The sequence below is a fragment of the Herbaspirillum sp. BH-1 genome, assembly GCF_002870055.1.
In the GTDB taxonomy this organism is placed as follows: domain Bacteria; phylum Pseudomonadota; class Gammaproteobacteria; order Burkholderiales; family Burkholderiaceae_D; genus Herbaspirillum; species Herbaspirillum frisingense.
Window position 1 is genome coordinate 19,996 of sequence record NZ_PKOI01000032.1, and the last position, 14,646, is coordinate 34,641.

A 14,646-nucleotide genomic window follows, 5' to 3' on the forward strand; every position below is an offset into this window, starting at 1 on the left:
TGGATAAATGACAAGCTCGCAGCACCCGCTCTGTGGCGAGGTTTGCGTGCGAGCATTGATGTGGATGTGGACGCTTTCGCGCCCTGCCGGGGACGGCAGCGTCCGCGCCAATGACAATGTAACCCGGCAGCAACGGCGGCCTTGGGCGGAACAAAGCCGCTTTCCGGCGTCAAACCGGAATTTTCCACCGCCGGCGGGCGGATGCGGGTCTATCGCGGCCGCGCCGGCTCGTCCTGGCTGGCGGGATCGATGCGCAAGTCAGTCTCGAAGCTCTGCAGCACGGCGCGCAATTCGCCGCGCTTTTGCATCGCCTCCAGTTGCGCGTTGATGCGTGGCAGGTATTTCACGCAGGGACTGGCCTTGCTCATGGCGATGTAATTGTCGGTCTCGCTGACGAAGGGGCGCAGCGGCATGAAGTTCTCGGACTGGCCGGTCTGGTTCAGGTAGATCACGCCGCTGTAGTAACCGGTGATGAGGTAGTCGATACGGCCCGAGTCGAGCTTGCTGAAATTCATGTAGACCTTCTGCGCGGTCTCGATGATGAGGTTGTCGCGCATGAATTCATCGAAGCCGCCGCCGAACTGGTTGCCCAGGGTGATGGCGCCGCGTTTGCCAATCAGGTCCTTCCATCCGCTGAAGGGGAAGCGGTTGTTGCGTGCCACGAACACGGCGATCGGGTTGCGGAACAGCGGCACCGAGGCATAGGCCAGGTATTGCTGGCGCTCGGGCGTGTTCTTGAGGGAAGAGACCAAGGCGACTTCACCGCTTTCGGCCTCCCTGAGGACGCGGTGAAAAGGCCCGACATAGCGCACTTCATAGGGAATGTTCAGCGCACTGAGTGCGCGGGTGGCAATCTCGATGCTGGCACCGGTGAGGCGCTTGCCGTCGTACCAATGCAAAGGTGCGTAATCCGAATCGGCAGAGATGACGACCTTCGTGCATTCGGCGGCCTGCGACGACAGCGGCAGGACCGTGACGGCCATGGTCGCCAGCAGCATCGCTGGCAGGAATCTATGCATGCTGTCCCCCTTCCTTGCATCATCATGACGTCCCCCGTAGTGGCGTCATTGGCTGGTGTGATCAGGTCAGCATAACCCGATTGCGGCAAGCGTCGGCATGAATTTGATCAAGGAAGTCAGTACGACGATGATTTTGCGACAGCTGTCTTCGCCGCCCGTCGGAGGCTTGCAGATCAAATCAGGGCGCACCAGATCCGGGCATGGATACGTTTTGTAACGAATCGCGCCGATCCTGTCAGCCTGTGCGCCGACATTCATTCCGGCCTCCCCTGTTCATTGCACGCGCGGCACGAGGGCGCCAGACCCCGCTGCCCTGCAAGGATTGCGCTTGATGAGCTCCTGGCTTCGCGCGCTCTTGCCTGCCGTTGACTGCGGTCGACATGCGCATCCTGACCCGCCACGACTGTCGGACACGCGAGAAACGTCTGACAACAACATGCTGGGCTTTCCGACTGTTGGCGCGGCCACGGCTTCCTATGATGAAGCCAAGTTTTCCACAAACGCCAACTGCCTCGGGGAAAACGATTCTTCCGGACTGCCTGCCCGTGCAACCTGGCATCGCCTGGCGCAACACTGCAACACTTGCCCACGGGCAGCAAGCAATGATCAATCAAGGATAAAGGAGAACAGCCATGACCAAGACCTTCCTCACCGCCGCCGTGCTGGCCGCCGCTACTTTCGCCACTGGCGCCTACGCCCAATCCTATGACCAGGGTGGCAGCGGCATGCAGGGTACGCAGCAGCAGCAATACGATGCGTCGCCATCGTCCTCGTCCTCTTCGTCGCCGCAGTACTACAACTACCAGGGCCAGCAAACCAGCTCGCCGGCTGGCCTGCAGGAAAGCGGCCAGAACGGCCAGTACGTGGATCCCAAGGGTTATGAAGTCCCCACGGGTCGTCCCAACAACTATGCTCGCGAACTGAAGGACGGCCCCATGGGCACCTCGCCGGGCGCCTGATTGCTGAGTGAGCAAAGCCTGAACGTCTTCGGTTAGCCAAGGCTATACCGGCGACCACCGCACCATCGCCCTGGCCTCGGCCGGGGCTTTTCATTGTGAGACCCGCGCAGCGTGACGGCATGCCGTAGAATCGCGCTTTTGCCCGCGCTTCTCCCTGGCGCTGGCCATCCTCCGGTCTTGCAATGAATCCTCAAGAAATCGGCCGCGGCATCGGCTTGTCCGTGCTGGCGTCCGCCCTGTTCGCCTTCCTCTCCGGTTATACCCGCCTGCTGGCCCCGCTGGACGGTACCGACATCTTTGCCTGGCGCATCCTCGGTACCCTGTTGACCGTGGTCGGCCTGCTGGCCTGGCGCGGCGAGCTGCCGCGGCTGCGGGCGGCCGTGGCGCAGTTGCTGGGGCGTCCTGGTACCTGCCTGGTGACACTGGCGATGGCGGCCTTGCTGGCCCTGCAACAATGGCTGTTCCTGTGGGGGTCGGTGAACGGGCGGGCGCTGGAGGTCTCGCTGGGCTACTTCCTGCTGCCGCTGTCGATGGTGTTGGTGGGACGCTTCTACTACGGCGAGAAGATGAACCTGCTGCAGCGCCTGGCGGTGCTATGTGCATGTATCGGCGTTGCGCACGAACTGTGGATGACGCGTGCCTTTTCCTGGCCGACGCTGGCCGTGGCGCTCGGCTATCCGCCCTACTTCATCCTGCGCCGGCGCATCAAGCTGGACTCCCTGCTGATCTTTGCGGTGGAGCTGATGGTGCTGGCGCTGCCGTCCCTGGTCGCCGTGCTCATGAGCGCCTCGCTGGCGGCCACCGTGCGGACCCCGTCCATGTGGCTGCTGATCCCGGGGCTGGGCGTGATCAGCATGATCGCCCTGACCAGCTACCTGCGCGCCGGAAAGCTGCTGCCGATGGGCCTGTTCGGCATCCTGGGCTATGTGGAACCGGTGCTGCTGGTGCTGGTGGCCATGGCGGTGCTGGGCGAATCGCTGCACCTCTCGCAGCTTGGGACCTATGGCCCGATCTGGCTGTCGGTGCTACTGACGGCCTTGCACAGCGTGCGGCTGATGCGGCGGCCGGCGCTGCCGTCCCAGCCGTTGAATTGAGGGCGTTTTCGTGGACTGATCGCGGCGCGGTACCGCCCGCCTTCTCCTTATACTGGTCAAAACGGCCTCCCCTGCGCGGGGAAAGTGCCGCCGGGAGGGGAGAGACTTCACATGCGGCCCATATTGGCAAAGGCGGGACGGGTTGCGCGCCATTCGGTGGCGCGCCGGGCGCGACTTTTCGTGATCCTGATCTGCATTGCCATCGCCGCCGGCCATACCTGGCAAAGCCTGAGCGCCCGTCTGGCCCAGGTGGAAAACACCCGTATCTATTCCGGCAATATCGCCAAGGCGCTGGCGCGTCATGCCTATGACGTGTTCCAGGCGACCCACGGCTCCCTGATCAACATCAGCGACCGCATCTACGAAACCGGGGTGGACCCCGCCCACACCCGTGGCATGTCCCCCCTGCTGCGCCAGTTGTCCAAGGAAATGCCGCAGCTGGACGGGCTGTACATCTACGATGCCGCCGGCAACCGCATGGCCAGTTCATCCACACCACGGCCGGCCGATGCCAACAATGCCGACCGCGCCTACTTCATCTACCATCGCGACCACGAGGACGGCGAACCCCACATCAGTGCCTCCCTGGTCAGCCGCAGCACCGGCAGTTGGATCATTCCCATGTCGCGCCGGCTGAACCATCCCGACGGCAGCTTTGCCGGGGTCTTGCTGGCGACCTTGCGGGTGGACCACTTCAATGCGCTGTACCAGACGGTGGATATCGGCAAGAACAGTTCCATCCTGCTGGTGCTGCGTCCGGGCACGGTGCTCACGCGCCAGCCCTTCGAGGCCGGCTACATCGGCCGCGACATCACGGCAGATGCCAGCATCCGTCAGTTGCTGGGCGGCCCGGCCAGTGGCCACGCGGAAATCCTCTCGCCGCTGGACGATACCTATCGCTACCTGTCCTACCAATCGGTGCAGGCATTCCCGCTGGTGGTGACGGTCACCATCGCGCGCGACGAAGCCCTGGCCGACTGGCGCCAGCAAACCATCGTCTATGGGGCGGCCGTGTCGCTGCTGCTGTTGATCATTGCCATGTTCGGCTGGCGCCTGATCGGCCAGATCGAGCTACGCCTGGCCGCCGAGGACCGTGCCCTGCAGGCCATGGGCGAACTGCGCCAGGCCAACAAGCAGCTGGAGTTGCTGGCGCACCAGGATGGCCTGACCACCCTGGCCAACCGGCGCCATCTGGACATGGTGCTGGATGCCGAATTCCGGCGTGCCACGCGCAGCGGCGCGGCCCTGTCGCTGGTGATGATCGATGTCGATTTCTTCAAGCAGTACAACGACCTGTATGGCCACCAGGCCGGCGATGAATGCCTGCGTCGCATCGCCCTGGTCCTGAAGGAGCGCCAGCGCCGCCCGGGGGATCTGGCGGCGCGCTATGGTGGCGAGGAAATGGTGATGCTCCTGCCCGAGACCGATGCCGAGGGCGCCATGGTGGTGGCCGAGAAGATACGCGCCGGCATCCAGGCGCTGGACCTGGGGCATCGTGGCAATCCGGTAGGCGTGGTGACGGTCAGCGCCGGCGTGTGCGCGCTGGATCTGCTGGAGGGCGCTTCGCGCTCGGTGGAAGAACTGCTGGGGCGGGCCGATGCCGCGCTCTACGAAGCCAAGCGCGGCGGCCGCAATCAGGTACGCATGGCGCAGGCGGGTATGCCTGCGCCAGCCCCCGTATCAGCTGACTGAGGCTGGCCGGGGGCCAGCATCAGCACTTACTGCTGGTGGTAGGAGGTGACGCGGTCGACTTCGTTCTTGGAACCCAGGAACACCGCTACGCGCTGGTGCAGCTTTTCCGGCTGGATATCCATGATGCGCTGTTGACCATCGGTGGCGGCACCACCGGCCTGTTCGACGATGAAGGCCATCGGGTTGGCTTCGTACATCAGACGCAGCTTGCCCGGCTTGCCGGGTTCGCGGGCGTCGGCCGGGTACATGAAGATGCCGCCGCGATTGAGGATGCGATGCACATCGGCCACCATGGAGGCGATCCAGCGCATGTTGAAATCCTTGCCGCGCGGACCGGTGGTGCCGGCCAGCATTTCATCCACGTAGCGCTTGACCGGCGGGAACCAGTGACGCTCGTTGGACGCGTTGATGGCAAATTCCTTGGTGTCCTCGGGGATGCGGATGTCCTTCTGGGTCAGTACCCAGGCGCCCATTTCACGGTCCAGCGTGAAGCAGTGCACGCCGTCGCCGGTGGTCAGTACCAGCACGGTCTGCGGGCCATACACGGCATAGCCGGCAGCGACCTGTTTGGTGCCGGGCTGCATGAAGTCCTGCTCGCTCGGCTCGGTCATGCCGTCGGGTGCCTTCAGCACGGAGAAGATGGTGCCGATGGAGACGTTGACGTCGATGTTGGAGGAGCCGTCCAGCGGATCGAACATCAACAGGTATTCGCCCTTGGGGTAGCGGTTGGGGATGCGGTGGATGGTCTCCATTTCCTCGGAGGCCATGGCCGCCAGGTGACCACCCCACTCATTGGCTTCCAGCAGGATTTCATTGGAAATCACATCCAGCTTCTTCTGCACTTCGCCCTGCACGTTTTCGCTGCCGGCGCTGCCCAGCACTTCGCCCAGCGCACCCTTGCCGACGGCATGCGAGATCGACTTGCAGGCGCGACCGACGACTTCGATCAACAGGCGCAGTTCGGACGGAATCTTGTTGTGCAGGCGCTGCTGCTCGATCAGGTGTTGCGTGAGGCTGATGCGTTTCATGATGGTCTTCCTTGTGGGTGGTTTTATGATTTATGAATGAGGGAAATAAAAGATCGTCGAATTATCTTTTCCGGTGATCAATCGGCCAGCGCCTTGGTGATCACTTCGGCCACGTCGCGCGACAGCTTCGGCGTGCCTGCCACCTGCTGCAGGGCCAGACGCATCTTTTCCTGCAGCGCCGGGGTGTACTTGCGCCAGCGGTCCAGGCTGCGCGCCAGGCGCGCTGCGACCTGGGGATTGCTGCCATTGAGAGCGATGACCTGCTCGGCCCAGAAGGCGTAGCCGTTGCCATCCAGTGCATGGAAGGCGGACGGGTTGCCGTTGCAGAAGCTGAAGATCAGGCTGCGGGCGCGATTGGGGTTCTTCAGGGTGAAGGCCGGGTGTTCGGTGAGGGTGCGCACGGTGTTGACGTCGGCGTTGCGGGCCGTGGCCTGCAGCGTGAACCACTTGTCGATGACCAGGGCTTCCTGTTCGAACTCGGTATAGAAGCGCTGCAGCGCCTCGCTCTTGCCCGGTGCGGCGCTGTTGAGGATGGCCGACAGCGCGGCCAGGCGGTCGGTCATGTTGTTGGCATCCTCGTCCTGTTGCCGGGCCAGGGCCATGGCCTCTTCGTCATCCAGCTCGGCCAGGTAGGACAGGGCCACGTTCTTGAGGGCACGACGGCCGGCGGAAGCGGCGTCCGGGCTGTAGGCACCGGGCGTCTGGTGGCTGCGGTAGACGGCCAGCAGCTCGTCGCGCAGTTCGCGCGCCAGCGAGCGGCGCAGGAACTGGCGCGCCACGTGGATGGCGTGCGGGTCGATGACTTCCATCTGCTCGGCGATCATGGTCTCCGACGGCAGGGTCAGTACCAGTTCGCGGAAGGCCGGGTCCAGCGATTCGTCCTGCAGGGTGGCGCGCAGGGCATCGGCCAGGGCGCCGTCATGTTGCAGGTTGTTGAGCACGGTGTCGACCGCCACCACATGACCGGACTGGCGTGCCGCCTGCACGGCCACGGTGAGGTTCAGCAGGCGCCGGGTGGCCAGGCGCTGGCCGGCTTCCCAGCGGTTGAAGGCGTCGCTGTCGTGGGCCATCAGGAAGGCCAGCTCGGCATCGCTGTAGTCGAACTGCAGCACCACCGGTGCGGAGAAGCCGCGCAGCAGCGAAGGCACCGGCTTCTGGTCGACGTTGATGAAGCGGAAGCTTTGCTTGGCCTTGGTCAGTTCCAGTACGCGGGTGGTGGCACCGGCTTTCTTTTCCCCCTCCAGGGTCAGTGCCAGGTCGCGGCCCTGGGCGTCCAGCAGGCCGACGGCCACGGGGATGTGGAAAGGCTGTTTCTTCTTCTGGCCGGGCGTGGCCGGGCAGCTTTGCTCCAGGGTCAGTGTCAGGGTCTTGCGCTTGGCATCGTAGTCGGCGGCCGCTTGCAGCAGCGGCGTGCCGGCCTGGCTGTACCAGCGCTCGAACTGGGAAAGGTCGCGGCCATTGGCGTCGGCCATGGCGGCGCGGAAATCGTCGCAGGTGACGGCCTGGCCGTCATGCCGTTCGAAGTACAGGTCCATGCCCTTGCGGAAGCCCTCGCGGCCCAGCAGGGTCTGGTACATGCGCACCACTTCGGCGCCCTTTTCATAGACGGTGACGGTGTAGAAATTGTTGATTTCCACATAGGAGTCGGGGCGCACCGGATGCGCCATGGGGCCGGCGTCTTCCGGGAACTGCGCCTGGCGCAGCACGCGCACGTCGTCGATGCGCTTGACGGCGCGGCCGCTGTCGCTGCCGATCATGTCAGCCGAGAATTCCTGGTCACGGAAAACGGTCAGGCCTTCCTTCAGCGAGAGCTGGAACCAGTCGCGGCAGGTGACGCGGTTGCCGGTCCAGTTGTGGAAGTATTCGTGGCCGACCACGGCTTCGATGTTGGCGAAATCCACATCGGTGGCGATGCGCGGGTTGGCCAGCACGAACTTGGTGTTGAAGATGTTCAAGCCCTTGTTTTCCATGGCGCCCATGTTGAAGTCGCCCACCGCGACGATCATGAAGCGCTCCAGGTCCAGGTCCAGGCCGAAGCGTTCGACGTCCCAGTCGATGCTGTTCTTGAGCGAATCCATGGCGTGCTGGGTCTTGTCCAGGTTGCCCTCTTCCACCCACACCTGCAGCAGCGCGTCGCGGCCGGAATGCAGGCGGACGGTTTCTTCCTGGCAGACCAGCTGGCCGGCCACCAGGGCGAAGAGATAGGACGGCTTCTTGAACGGGTCTTCCCACTTGGCGTAGTGACGGCCATCGGGCAGCGCGCCCTCTTCGATCAGGTTGCCGTTGGACAGCAGCACCGGGTAGCGGGCCTTGTCGGCGCGCAGCATGACGGTGAACCGGGCCATCACATCCGGACGGTCGGGGAAATAGGTGATCTTGCGGAAGCCCTCGGCTTCACACTGGGTGAAGAAATTGCCATTGGACACATACAGACCCATGAGCGAAGTGTTGCGGTCCGGGTGGATCAGGGTCTCGATTTCCAGTTCCACGCTGGCCGGTGCGGTGGGGATGGTCAGCACGCCGGCGGCAATGCGAAAATCACCCTTGTCCTGCGAGAGCGTCTTGCCGTTCAGGCGCAGGGCCACCAGTTCCAGCTCCTCGCCGAAGAGCACGAGTTCGCGGCCCTTGGCGGCCGGGTTGCGGGTCATCGTGAGACGGGTGGCCACGCGGGTGTCGGCGGGATCGAGGTCGAAGCCCATCTCGACGGTGTCGGCCAGATAGTTGGGAGCGGCGTAGTCTTTACGGTAGATCGTCTGAGGCGTATCGGTGCGCATGGAGGCCTGTCCAGAGTGGAAATGGAGATGAGGTGAGATGAAGGCGACGACAGTCGCAATCTAAATCAGGTGCAGCAAAAACCCGATTTTACCAATCATCCCGCATCACGCGGATGCTATCGGGCTGAAAACGGGCTGAAAAACCAGCCGGGAATCGGGGACGCGTCCGGTAAAAGACCACCGCCGACCGCCATGGTTCGCCACGGCAGCACGGCGGCACTACAATAGCCACCGTGGCGCACGCCCCAGGATGGGGCAGCACTGCGCAGGAAGCGGCCGGAAGGTGCGCCCGGGATAGAAAGCCCCGGCCCCTTGTCCTACTGCTTCCCGGCGGCCCTGGTCATTGACCTAGCGTCCGCAGAGAGCCCAGCCATCCGCCCGGCGCCTGGCCTTTTCCACTGGAGCATCTTCATGAAACGCTGGCTTTACACCTTCATCGCGGCGGCGGGCCTGCTGCTGTCCGGTTGCGCCTCGGTGATCGAGAGCAATGTCACCTCCTTCCACGCCTGGTCCCCGGCCGACAACGACAAGGCCTATGCCTTCGCCCCTACCCCGGCGCAGGAAAACGACCTGGAATACCAGAACTACGCCGGCCTGATCCGCCAGGAACTGCAGTTCCTGGGCTTTACCGAAGCGGCCCAGCCGAAACAGGCCCAGCTCAACGTCAGCTTCAGCTACGGCATCAATACCGAGCAGGTGGTGGTCAGCCGGCCGGCCTACGACCCCTTCTTCTACGGCCCGGCACCGGGCTGGGGACGCTTCGGGCCGCGGCCGTTTGGCTTCTATGGTCCCTACGGTCCATTCTATGATCCGTTCTGGTATGGCGGCCCCATGCAGACCACCAGCTACCCGGTCTTCCTGAGGCGGCTGCAGATCGGCATCAGCAATGTGGCCGACGGCAAGAAACTGTTCGACGTGGTGGTAGACAGCGAAGGCAATCGCGCCGGACTGGCGGCGGCCATGCCCTACATGGTGCGCTCGGCCTTCGAGGACTTCCCCGGCCCGAGTGGCGTGACGCGCCGCATCCGCATCAAGGTGGACAAGGACGGGCAGCCGGTCGACTAGGTTTGCTCTGAAGGGGTGGGACGCGACAGCCTCCGTCCCAGTCCCCATATGCTCAACAACAGCAGCACGCCGCCGGCCCACTGGCTGGCGCCCAGTCGTTCACCCAGCAGCAGCGCGGAGAGCACGACCGCGGTCAGCGGTTCGATCAGGGTGGCCACCGTCAAGGCAGTGGGTGTGAGCCGCGCCGCACCCCAGCTGAAGACCAGCAGTGCCAGCGCCGCCGTGACCACCCCGAGATAGAGGAACCAGGCTTGCGGAGGAATGCCGGACGGCCATTGCAGGGGTCGCGCGAGGGTCGTCAGGCCCATCACCAGTGCGGCCACCACGGTCAGGCAGGTGGCCGCCTGCCCGGCGCCCAGGGCTGATGAGAGGCGCCCGCTGACCAGCGTGAAACCGGTATAGAGCAGCGCCGAGGCCACCGAGCACAGCAGGCCGATGATGAGGTCAGCCTGGCCGGCCTCCCCCATCCCGCCATGACGGGCGACGATCAACACGGTGCCGCCCAGGGCGGCGGTCAAGATCACCGCCAGTGACAGCTCCAGCCGCTCCTGCCCGCGTACCAGCGCGATCAGTGTGGAAAAGACCGGCGGCAGGCACAGCGCAATCAGGGTCGGAATCGCCGCCCCGATGCGTTCGATGCCGAGGAACCAGCACAGCACGTAACCGGCCATGGTGGCTCCGGCCAGCACCACGGGCAGGAGCAGCGTACGCAAGGTGGGCAGGTGGATGCGGGTGCCGAAGATCAGGCACAGGAAGATCGCGCCGACGGCGAAGCGCCAGAAGGAGATATCGCCCGGGGCAAAGCCGTAGCGGGCGATCAGGATATTGACCACCAGCGCGCCGGTCCCCCACAGGAAGCCGGCCGAGCAGGCGGCGATCAGCGCCACGCCCGAATACGGAGCAGCGGCAAGCGTGGCATAGCGGCTGGCAGTCACGGCAGATCCTTGAGGCGGATGAGAGAAGGCCGAATCGGCCGAAGGCTGCAGTGTAGCGCAAACCCGCCCCGGCCCTGTGGGCCGGGGCGGGCTAGTTGATGAAGCGTCCGCCGGCGCCGATGGCGGTCAGGTCGACGAAATCCGAACCACTGTGGTCGGTCGGGGTGAAATGCAGGCTGAAGCCGCCGCCCTCGTAGTTGGCCGGGGTGATGCTCTCCAGCGCCCGGATCAGGCCTTCGCGGGTGAGATCGCGGCCGGCGCGGCGCAGGCCTTCCACCAGGGCGCGGGCGGCGATGTAGCCTTCCAGACCGGTAAAGTTGCAGTCGATTCCGGGGGTGTGGGCCATGGCGCGCTGGTATTCGTAGACGATGCGCAGGCGGGCCTTGTTGGGAAAGGGCACGACCTGGGTGACCTCGGCGCCGACGCCGGCGTTTTTCAGGCGCGCCGACAGGGAGGTGCTTCCGACGAAGGAATAGTGCGAGAACCCGCCCAGGTAACCGCCGGCACGCATGCGGTTGATCATGGCCGCCGCCGGTTGGTAGGACACCACCTGGATCACCACGTCGGGCCGCGCCCGGGCCAGCTCGGCAGCCGCCGCAGCCACGGCATCACTGTTGCGTTCGATACCGGCGCTGCCCACCAGCGTGAGGCCGTAGAGCGGCACACGCTGGCGCAGGATATCCAGCAGGCCCTTGCCGAGTTCGTCGTTCTGGTAGAACACCGCCACACGGCGGCGACCGGTGCTCTTCAACTGACGCAGCAGGAATTCGGTCTCCTGGACATAGCTGGCACGGATATGGAAGAGCAGGCGATTGAAGGGCTGGCGCAGCGCCGACGAGCCCGACAGCGGTGCAAACAGGGGAATGCCAGCCTCGCGGATGACCGGCAATGCCGCCAGTACCGTGGGCGTGCCGGAGTAGCCGAACAGAGCGAACACCTTGTCGCGCCAGATCAGTTGCTGGGTATTGGCCAGCGCCCGCTCGGGTTCGTAGCGATCATCCAGGCTCAGCAACCTGACGCGACGGCCGTAGACACCGCCACGCGCGTTGATCCGGTCGAAATAGCTTTGCGCCCCCTCCTGGAAATCCCGTCCAAGCTCGCCGGCCGGACCGGAAAACGGCGCCGACTGGCCGAGGATGATCTCGGTCTGGCTGACCCCGGGAACCCCGTGCGCGCTGGTGAGCGCACTGGTCCGGGTGATTGCGCTGCCACTGCTGCCACTGCCGCCGCCGCTGCCGATATTGACCGGCGCAGCCGCCACCGCACCTGCGCACAGCAACAGGGCCAGGCGCCAGATCCGCCACGGATAGCCGGGTGCGCCGCTATATCGGCCCCGGTGCCATTTCCATCCCATCTCCCACTCCCGTCAAAAAGTTCGCCCCTGACGGCGCCTGCGCGAATATTCGCGCAGGCGCAGAGGCTGCATTTGACGATCAAGACGGGAAGAAATGCGCTATTGGCGCATTGTTGATGTGATTTATGGATATCTTGCGAGATTCACACCGAAGAATTTCGAGTTCACTATGAAAAGTAGGCTTCGCTCGCGAAGGTGATGACGACGATCAGCAGTACCGCACAGATCAGCACCGCCAACAGCCGCCCGAACTTGGGCGAGCCGTCGGCGCCGCTCTCCTGCTCGGGCGGATGATCCATGGGATTGCGGCTACCGGGATCGTGGCGAGGCTGGTCCATGGCGGCTCCTGGGAGGTGAGATGGCGGATCAGGGGATCAGGATGGTGGAACCGGTGGTCTTGCGCCCCTCCAGGTCGGCATGGGCCTGGGCCACGTCCTTCAGGGCGTAGCGCTGGTTGATCTCGATGCTGATCTTGTTGCTCTGGACCATGTCGAACAGGTCGCCGGCGGTGGCGTCCAGTTCGGCGCGGGTGGAGGTGTAGTTGCCCAGCGAAGGCCGGGTCAGGAACAGCGAGCCGCGCGAGGCCAGTTCGGACACCCCGAACGGCGCCACCGGACCGGAGGCATTGCCGAAGCTGACCATCATGCCGCGTGGACGCAGGCAATCCAGGGAGCCGATGAAGGTGTCCTTGCCGATGGAGTCATACACCACCTGTACGCCCCGCCCGCCGGTGATGTCCTTGACGCGTTCGACGAAGTTCTCGGTCTTGTAGTTGATCACATGGGCCGCGCCGTGCTGTTTGGCCAGGGCCGCCTTCTCGTCGCTGCTGACGGTACCGATCAGGTTCACGCCCAGCGCGCGCGCCCACTGGCAGGCGATCAGGCCGATGCCACCGGCAGCGGCGTGGAACAGGATGGTGTCGCCCGGTTGCAGCGCATAGGTCTGGCGCAGCAGGTATTGCACGGTCATGCCCTGCAGCATCATGGCCGCAGCCGTGTCGAAGCTGATCGCGTCGGGCAGCTTGACCAGGATATCGGCCGGCATCACGCGCTCTTCGGCATAGGCGCCGTTGGGGCGCCCGGCATAGGCCACCCGGTCGCCGACCTGGAAGCCGGTCACGCCGGCGCCCAGTTCTTCGATGGTGCCGGCGCCCTCCTGGCCCAGGCCGGCAGGCAGCGGTTGCGGATAGAGACCGGAGCGGAAATAGCAATCGATGAAGTTCAGGCCGACGGCGGCGTGGCGGATGCGGACTTCGCCCGGCCCGGGCTGGCCGACTTCGACGTCCACGTATTCCATCACCTCGGGGCCGCCGGTCTTGCTCATGCGGATTGCTTTTGCCATCTGGGTCTCCTTGATTTTCGGTGAGCGGTATGTCTGGAACTTCAGTTCCGGTGGGGCAGTATAGAACGCCTTAGCGCTTCTTGCGCGACAGCAGCCACATGCCGGCCAGCACCAGCGCGGTGCCGACCAGCTGGATGCCGGTGATGGGTTCATCCAGCAGCGCCGCGCCCATGAAGAGCGTGGACACCGGCCCGACCAGTCCGGCCTGTGCTGCTGTGGGTGCGCCGATGCGGGCCACCGCCACCATGGTCAGGAATACCGGCAATACAGTGCAGAACACCGCATTGAAAAGTGAAAGCTGGTACACCGGGGCTACCTGCGTGACCAGTTCGGCCGGTGCGCGCAGCACGAAGAACTGGATCACGCAGGCCACGCTGGAGACGCACATGGCATAGGCCACCAGCCGCATCGCGCCAACCCGGCGCACCAGTTCACCGGAGGAAATCAGGTAGATCGAATAGCTGAAGGCCGAGCCCAGTACCAGGGCGCTGCCGAGGAGGACGTCGCTGCCACCGGTGTGCAGGTCGTGCTGCAACACCAGCACGGTACCGAAGTAGGACACCAGCAAGGCCGCCCATTCGATCCAGCCGACCTTGCGCTTGAAGAAGAAAAAGGCGATCAGCATCACGAAGGACGGCGTGAGGAACAGGATCAGCCGTTCCAGCCCGGCGGAGATGTATTGCAGGCCGAGGAAGTCGAGGAAGCTCGACAGGTAATAGCCCATCAGCCCCAGCACCACGATGCGCAGGTAGTCGGCCCGCGCCAGCGGCGGCTGGGTGCGGGCCTTCCAGATCGCCACGACGGCGAACATGGGGAAGGAAAAGAGCATGCGCAGCGTGATCACCATGACCGCATCGACCTGGTAGCGGTACATCAGCTTGGCCACGATGGCCTTGGCGGAAAAGAAGATGGCGCCGACGATGGCGAGCAAGAGGCCGCCCAGGAAAACCTGGCGCGGCGTGGAGTGGGAGGTGGCGGCAGTCATGGCCGCGATTGTAATGCCTGCGCCCGCCCTCCGCCGGGGACGGTCGGGCGCGGTCGCATCAGCGCTTCTTCATCAGCGAACCCAGTACACCGCGAATGAGTTCGCGACCGACCTGCGAACCGATGCTGCGGGCGGCCGACTTGACCATGGCCTGCAGGGGCGAATCGCTGCGGCGATTGCCGCCACCGCCATTACCGAAGATGCCGCCGGCGGCATCCTTCAACAGATCCCCCAGGCCGCCGCCGTCGTTCTGTTGCGGGGCCGGTTGCTGCTGTGGCTGCGGCTGTGGCTGGCGGGGCGACATCCGGGCTCCCCCGGCGGGACGCGACGACGTCGTCGGCGACGGCGCGCTGCGGCCGGCTGAGGCCCCCCAGGCGTTGTCGTCCACCGGCGCGGCAGG

The 14,646-nt window shown here is 64.7% G+C and carries 14 protein-coding genes; 4 read left to right on the forward strand and 10 right to left on the reverse strand.

Going from position 1 to position 14,646, the window contains the following annotated elements; translation table 11 throughout:
- Positions 1–209: 209 nt before the first annotated feature.
- Both HBH1_RS23965 and HBH1_RS25025 read right to left on the reverse strand, forming a co-directional pair.
- A complete protein-coding gene (locus tag HBH1_RS23965) occupies positions 210–1,019 on the reverse strand; it encodes a substrate-binding periplasmic protein (RefSeq protein WP_102664649.1) in 810 nt (269 codons plus the stop codon).
- Positions 1,020–1,085: 66 nt separating this feature from the next.
- Complete coding sequence (locus HBH1_RS25025; RefSeq protein WP_146012896.1) at positions 1,086–1,277, reverse strand: hypothetical protein; 192 nt, start codon at positions 1,275–1,277, stop codon at positions 1,086–1,088.
- A gap of 374 nt (positions 1,278–1,651) precedes the next feature.
- Between HBH1_RS25025 and HBH1_RS23970 the strand changes: the two genes are divergently transcribed.
- From HBH1_RS23970 to HBH1_RS23980, 3 genes are all read left to right on the forward strand, one after another.
- Positions 1,652–1,978, forward strand: a complete 327-nt coding sequence (locus tag HBH1_RS23970; RefSeq protein ID WP_102664650.1) for a hypothetical protein — start codon at positions 1,652–1,654, stop codon at positions 1,976–1,978.
- 182 nt (positions 1,979–2,160) lie between these two features.
- On the forward strand, positions 2,161–3,072 hold the full coding sequence (rarD, locus tag HBH1_RS23975; protein WP_102664651.1) for an EamA family transporter RarD: 912 nt from the start codon (positions 2,161–2,163) through the stop codon (positions 3,070–3,072).
- A 111-nt stretch (positions 3,073–3,183) separates the two neighbouring features.
- Positions 3,184–4,764, forward strand: coding sequence for a sensor domain-containing diguanylate cyclase (locus tag HBH1_RS23980; protein ID WP_102664652.1), 1,581 nt, complete (start codon positions 3,184–3,186; stop codon positions 4,762–4,764).
- Positions 4,765–4,790: 26 nt separating this feature from the next.
- Here the strand turns inward: HBH1_RS23980 and HBH1_RS23985 are convergent, their stop codons facing one another.
- Both HBH1_RS23985 and pepN read right to left on the reverse strand, forming a co-directional pair.
- Positions 4,791–5,792, reverse strand: a complete 1,002-nt coding sequence (locus tag HBH1_RS23985; RefSeq protein ID WP_006464683.1) for a class 1 fructose-bisphosphatase — start codon at positions 5,790–5,792, stop codon at positions 4,791–4,793.
- 77 nt (positions 5,793–5,869) lie between these two features.
- Positions 5,870–8,566 (reverse strand): aminopeptidase N, encoded by a 2,697-nt coding sequence (gene pepN, locus HBH1_RS23990; protein ID WP_102664653.1) that lies wholly within the window; start codon positions 8,564–8,566, stop codon positions 5,870–5,872.
- A 411-nt stretch (positions 8,567–8,977) separates the two neighbouring features.
- Between pepN and HBH1_RS23995 the strand changes: the two genes are divergently transcribed.
- Entirely contained in the window at positions 8,978–9,631 is a 654-nt protein-coding gene (locus HBH1_RS23995) for a DUF4136 domain-containing protein (protein ID WP_102664654.1), read from the forward strand.
- On the opposite strand, the gene HBH1_RS24000 is transcribed toward HBH1_RS23995, so the two are convergent.
- From HBH1_RS24000 to HBH1_RS24020, 6 genes are all read right to left on the reverse strand, one after another.
- Entirely contained in the window at positions 9,628–10,566 is a 939-nt protein-coding gene (locus HBH1_RS24000) for a DMT family transporter (protein ID WP_102664655.1), read from the reverse strand. The genes HBH1_RS23995 and HBH1_RS24000 overlap by 4 nt on opposite strands.
- A gap of 91 nt (positions 10,567–10,657) precedes the next feature.
- On the reverse strand, positions 10,658–11,920 hold the full coding sequence (locus HBH1_RS24005) for an ABC transporter substrate-binding protein (protein WP_102664656.1): 1,263 nt from the start codon (positions 11,918–11,920) through the stop codon (positions 10,658–10,660).
- A 167-nt stretch (positions 11,921–12,087) separates the two neighbouring features.
- The gene (locus HBH1_RS25295; protein ID WP_166758259.1) at positions 12,088–12,258 is read right to left on the reverse strand and encodes a hypothetical protein; all 171 of its coding nucleotides are present in this window, start codon (positions 12,256–12,258) and stop codon (positions 12,088–12,090) included.
- A 28-nt stretch (positions 12,259–12,286) separates the two neighbouring features.
- The gene (locus tag HBH1_RS24010; RefSeq protein ID WP_102664657.1) at positions 12,287–13,261 is read right to left on the reverse strand and encodes a quinone oxidoreductase family protein; all 975 of its coding nucleotides are present in this window, start codon (positions 13,259–13,261) and stop codon (positions 12,287–12,289) included.
- Positions 13,262–13,331: 70 nt separating this feature from the next.
- On the reverse strand, positions 13,332–14,246 hold the full coding sequence (locus HBH1_RS24015) for a DMT family transporter (RefSeq protein WP_199181651.1): 915 nt from the start codon (positions 14,244–14,246) through the stop codon (positions 13,332–13,334).
- Positions 14,247–14,304: 58 nt separating this feature from the next.
- A partial coding sequence (locus HBH1_RS24020; RefSeq protein ID WP_146012897.1) for a helicase HerA-like domain-containing protein occupies positions 14,305–14,646 on the reverse strand: 342 nt, incomplete at its 5' end.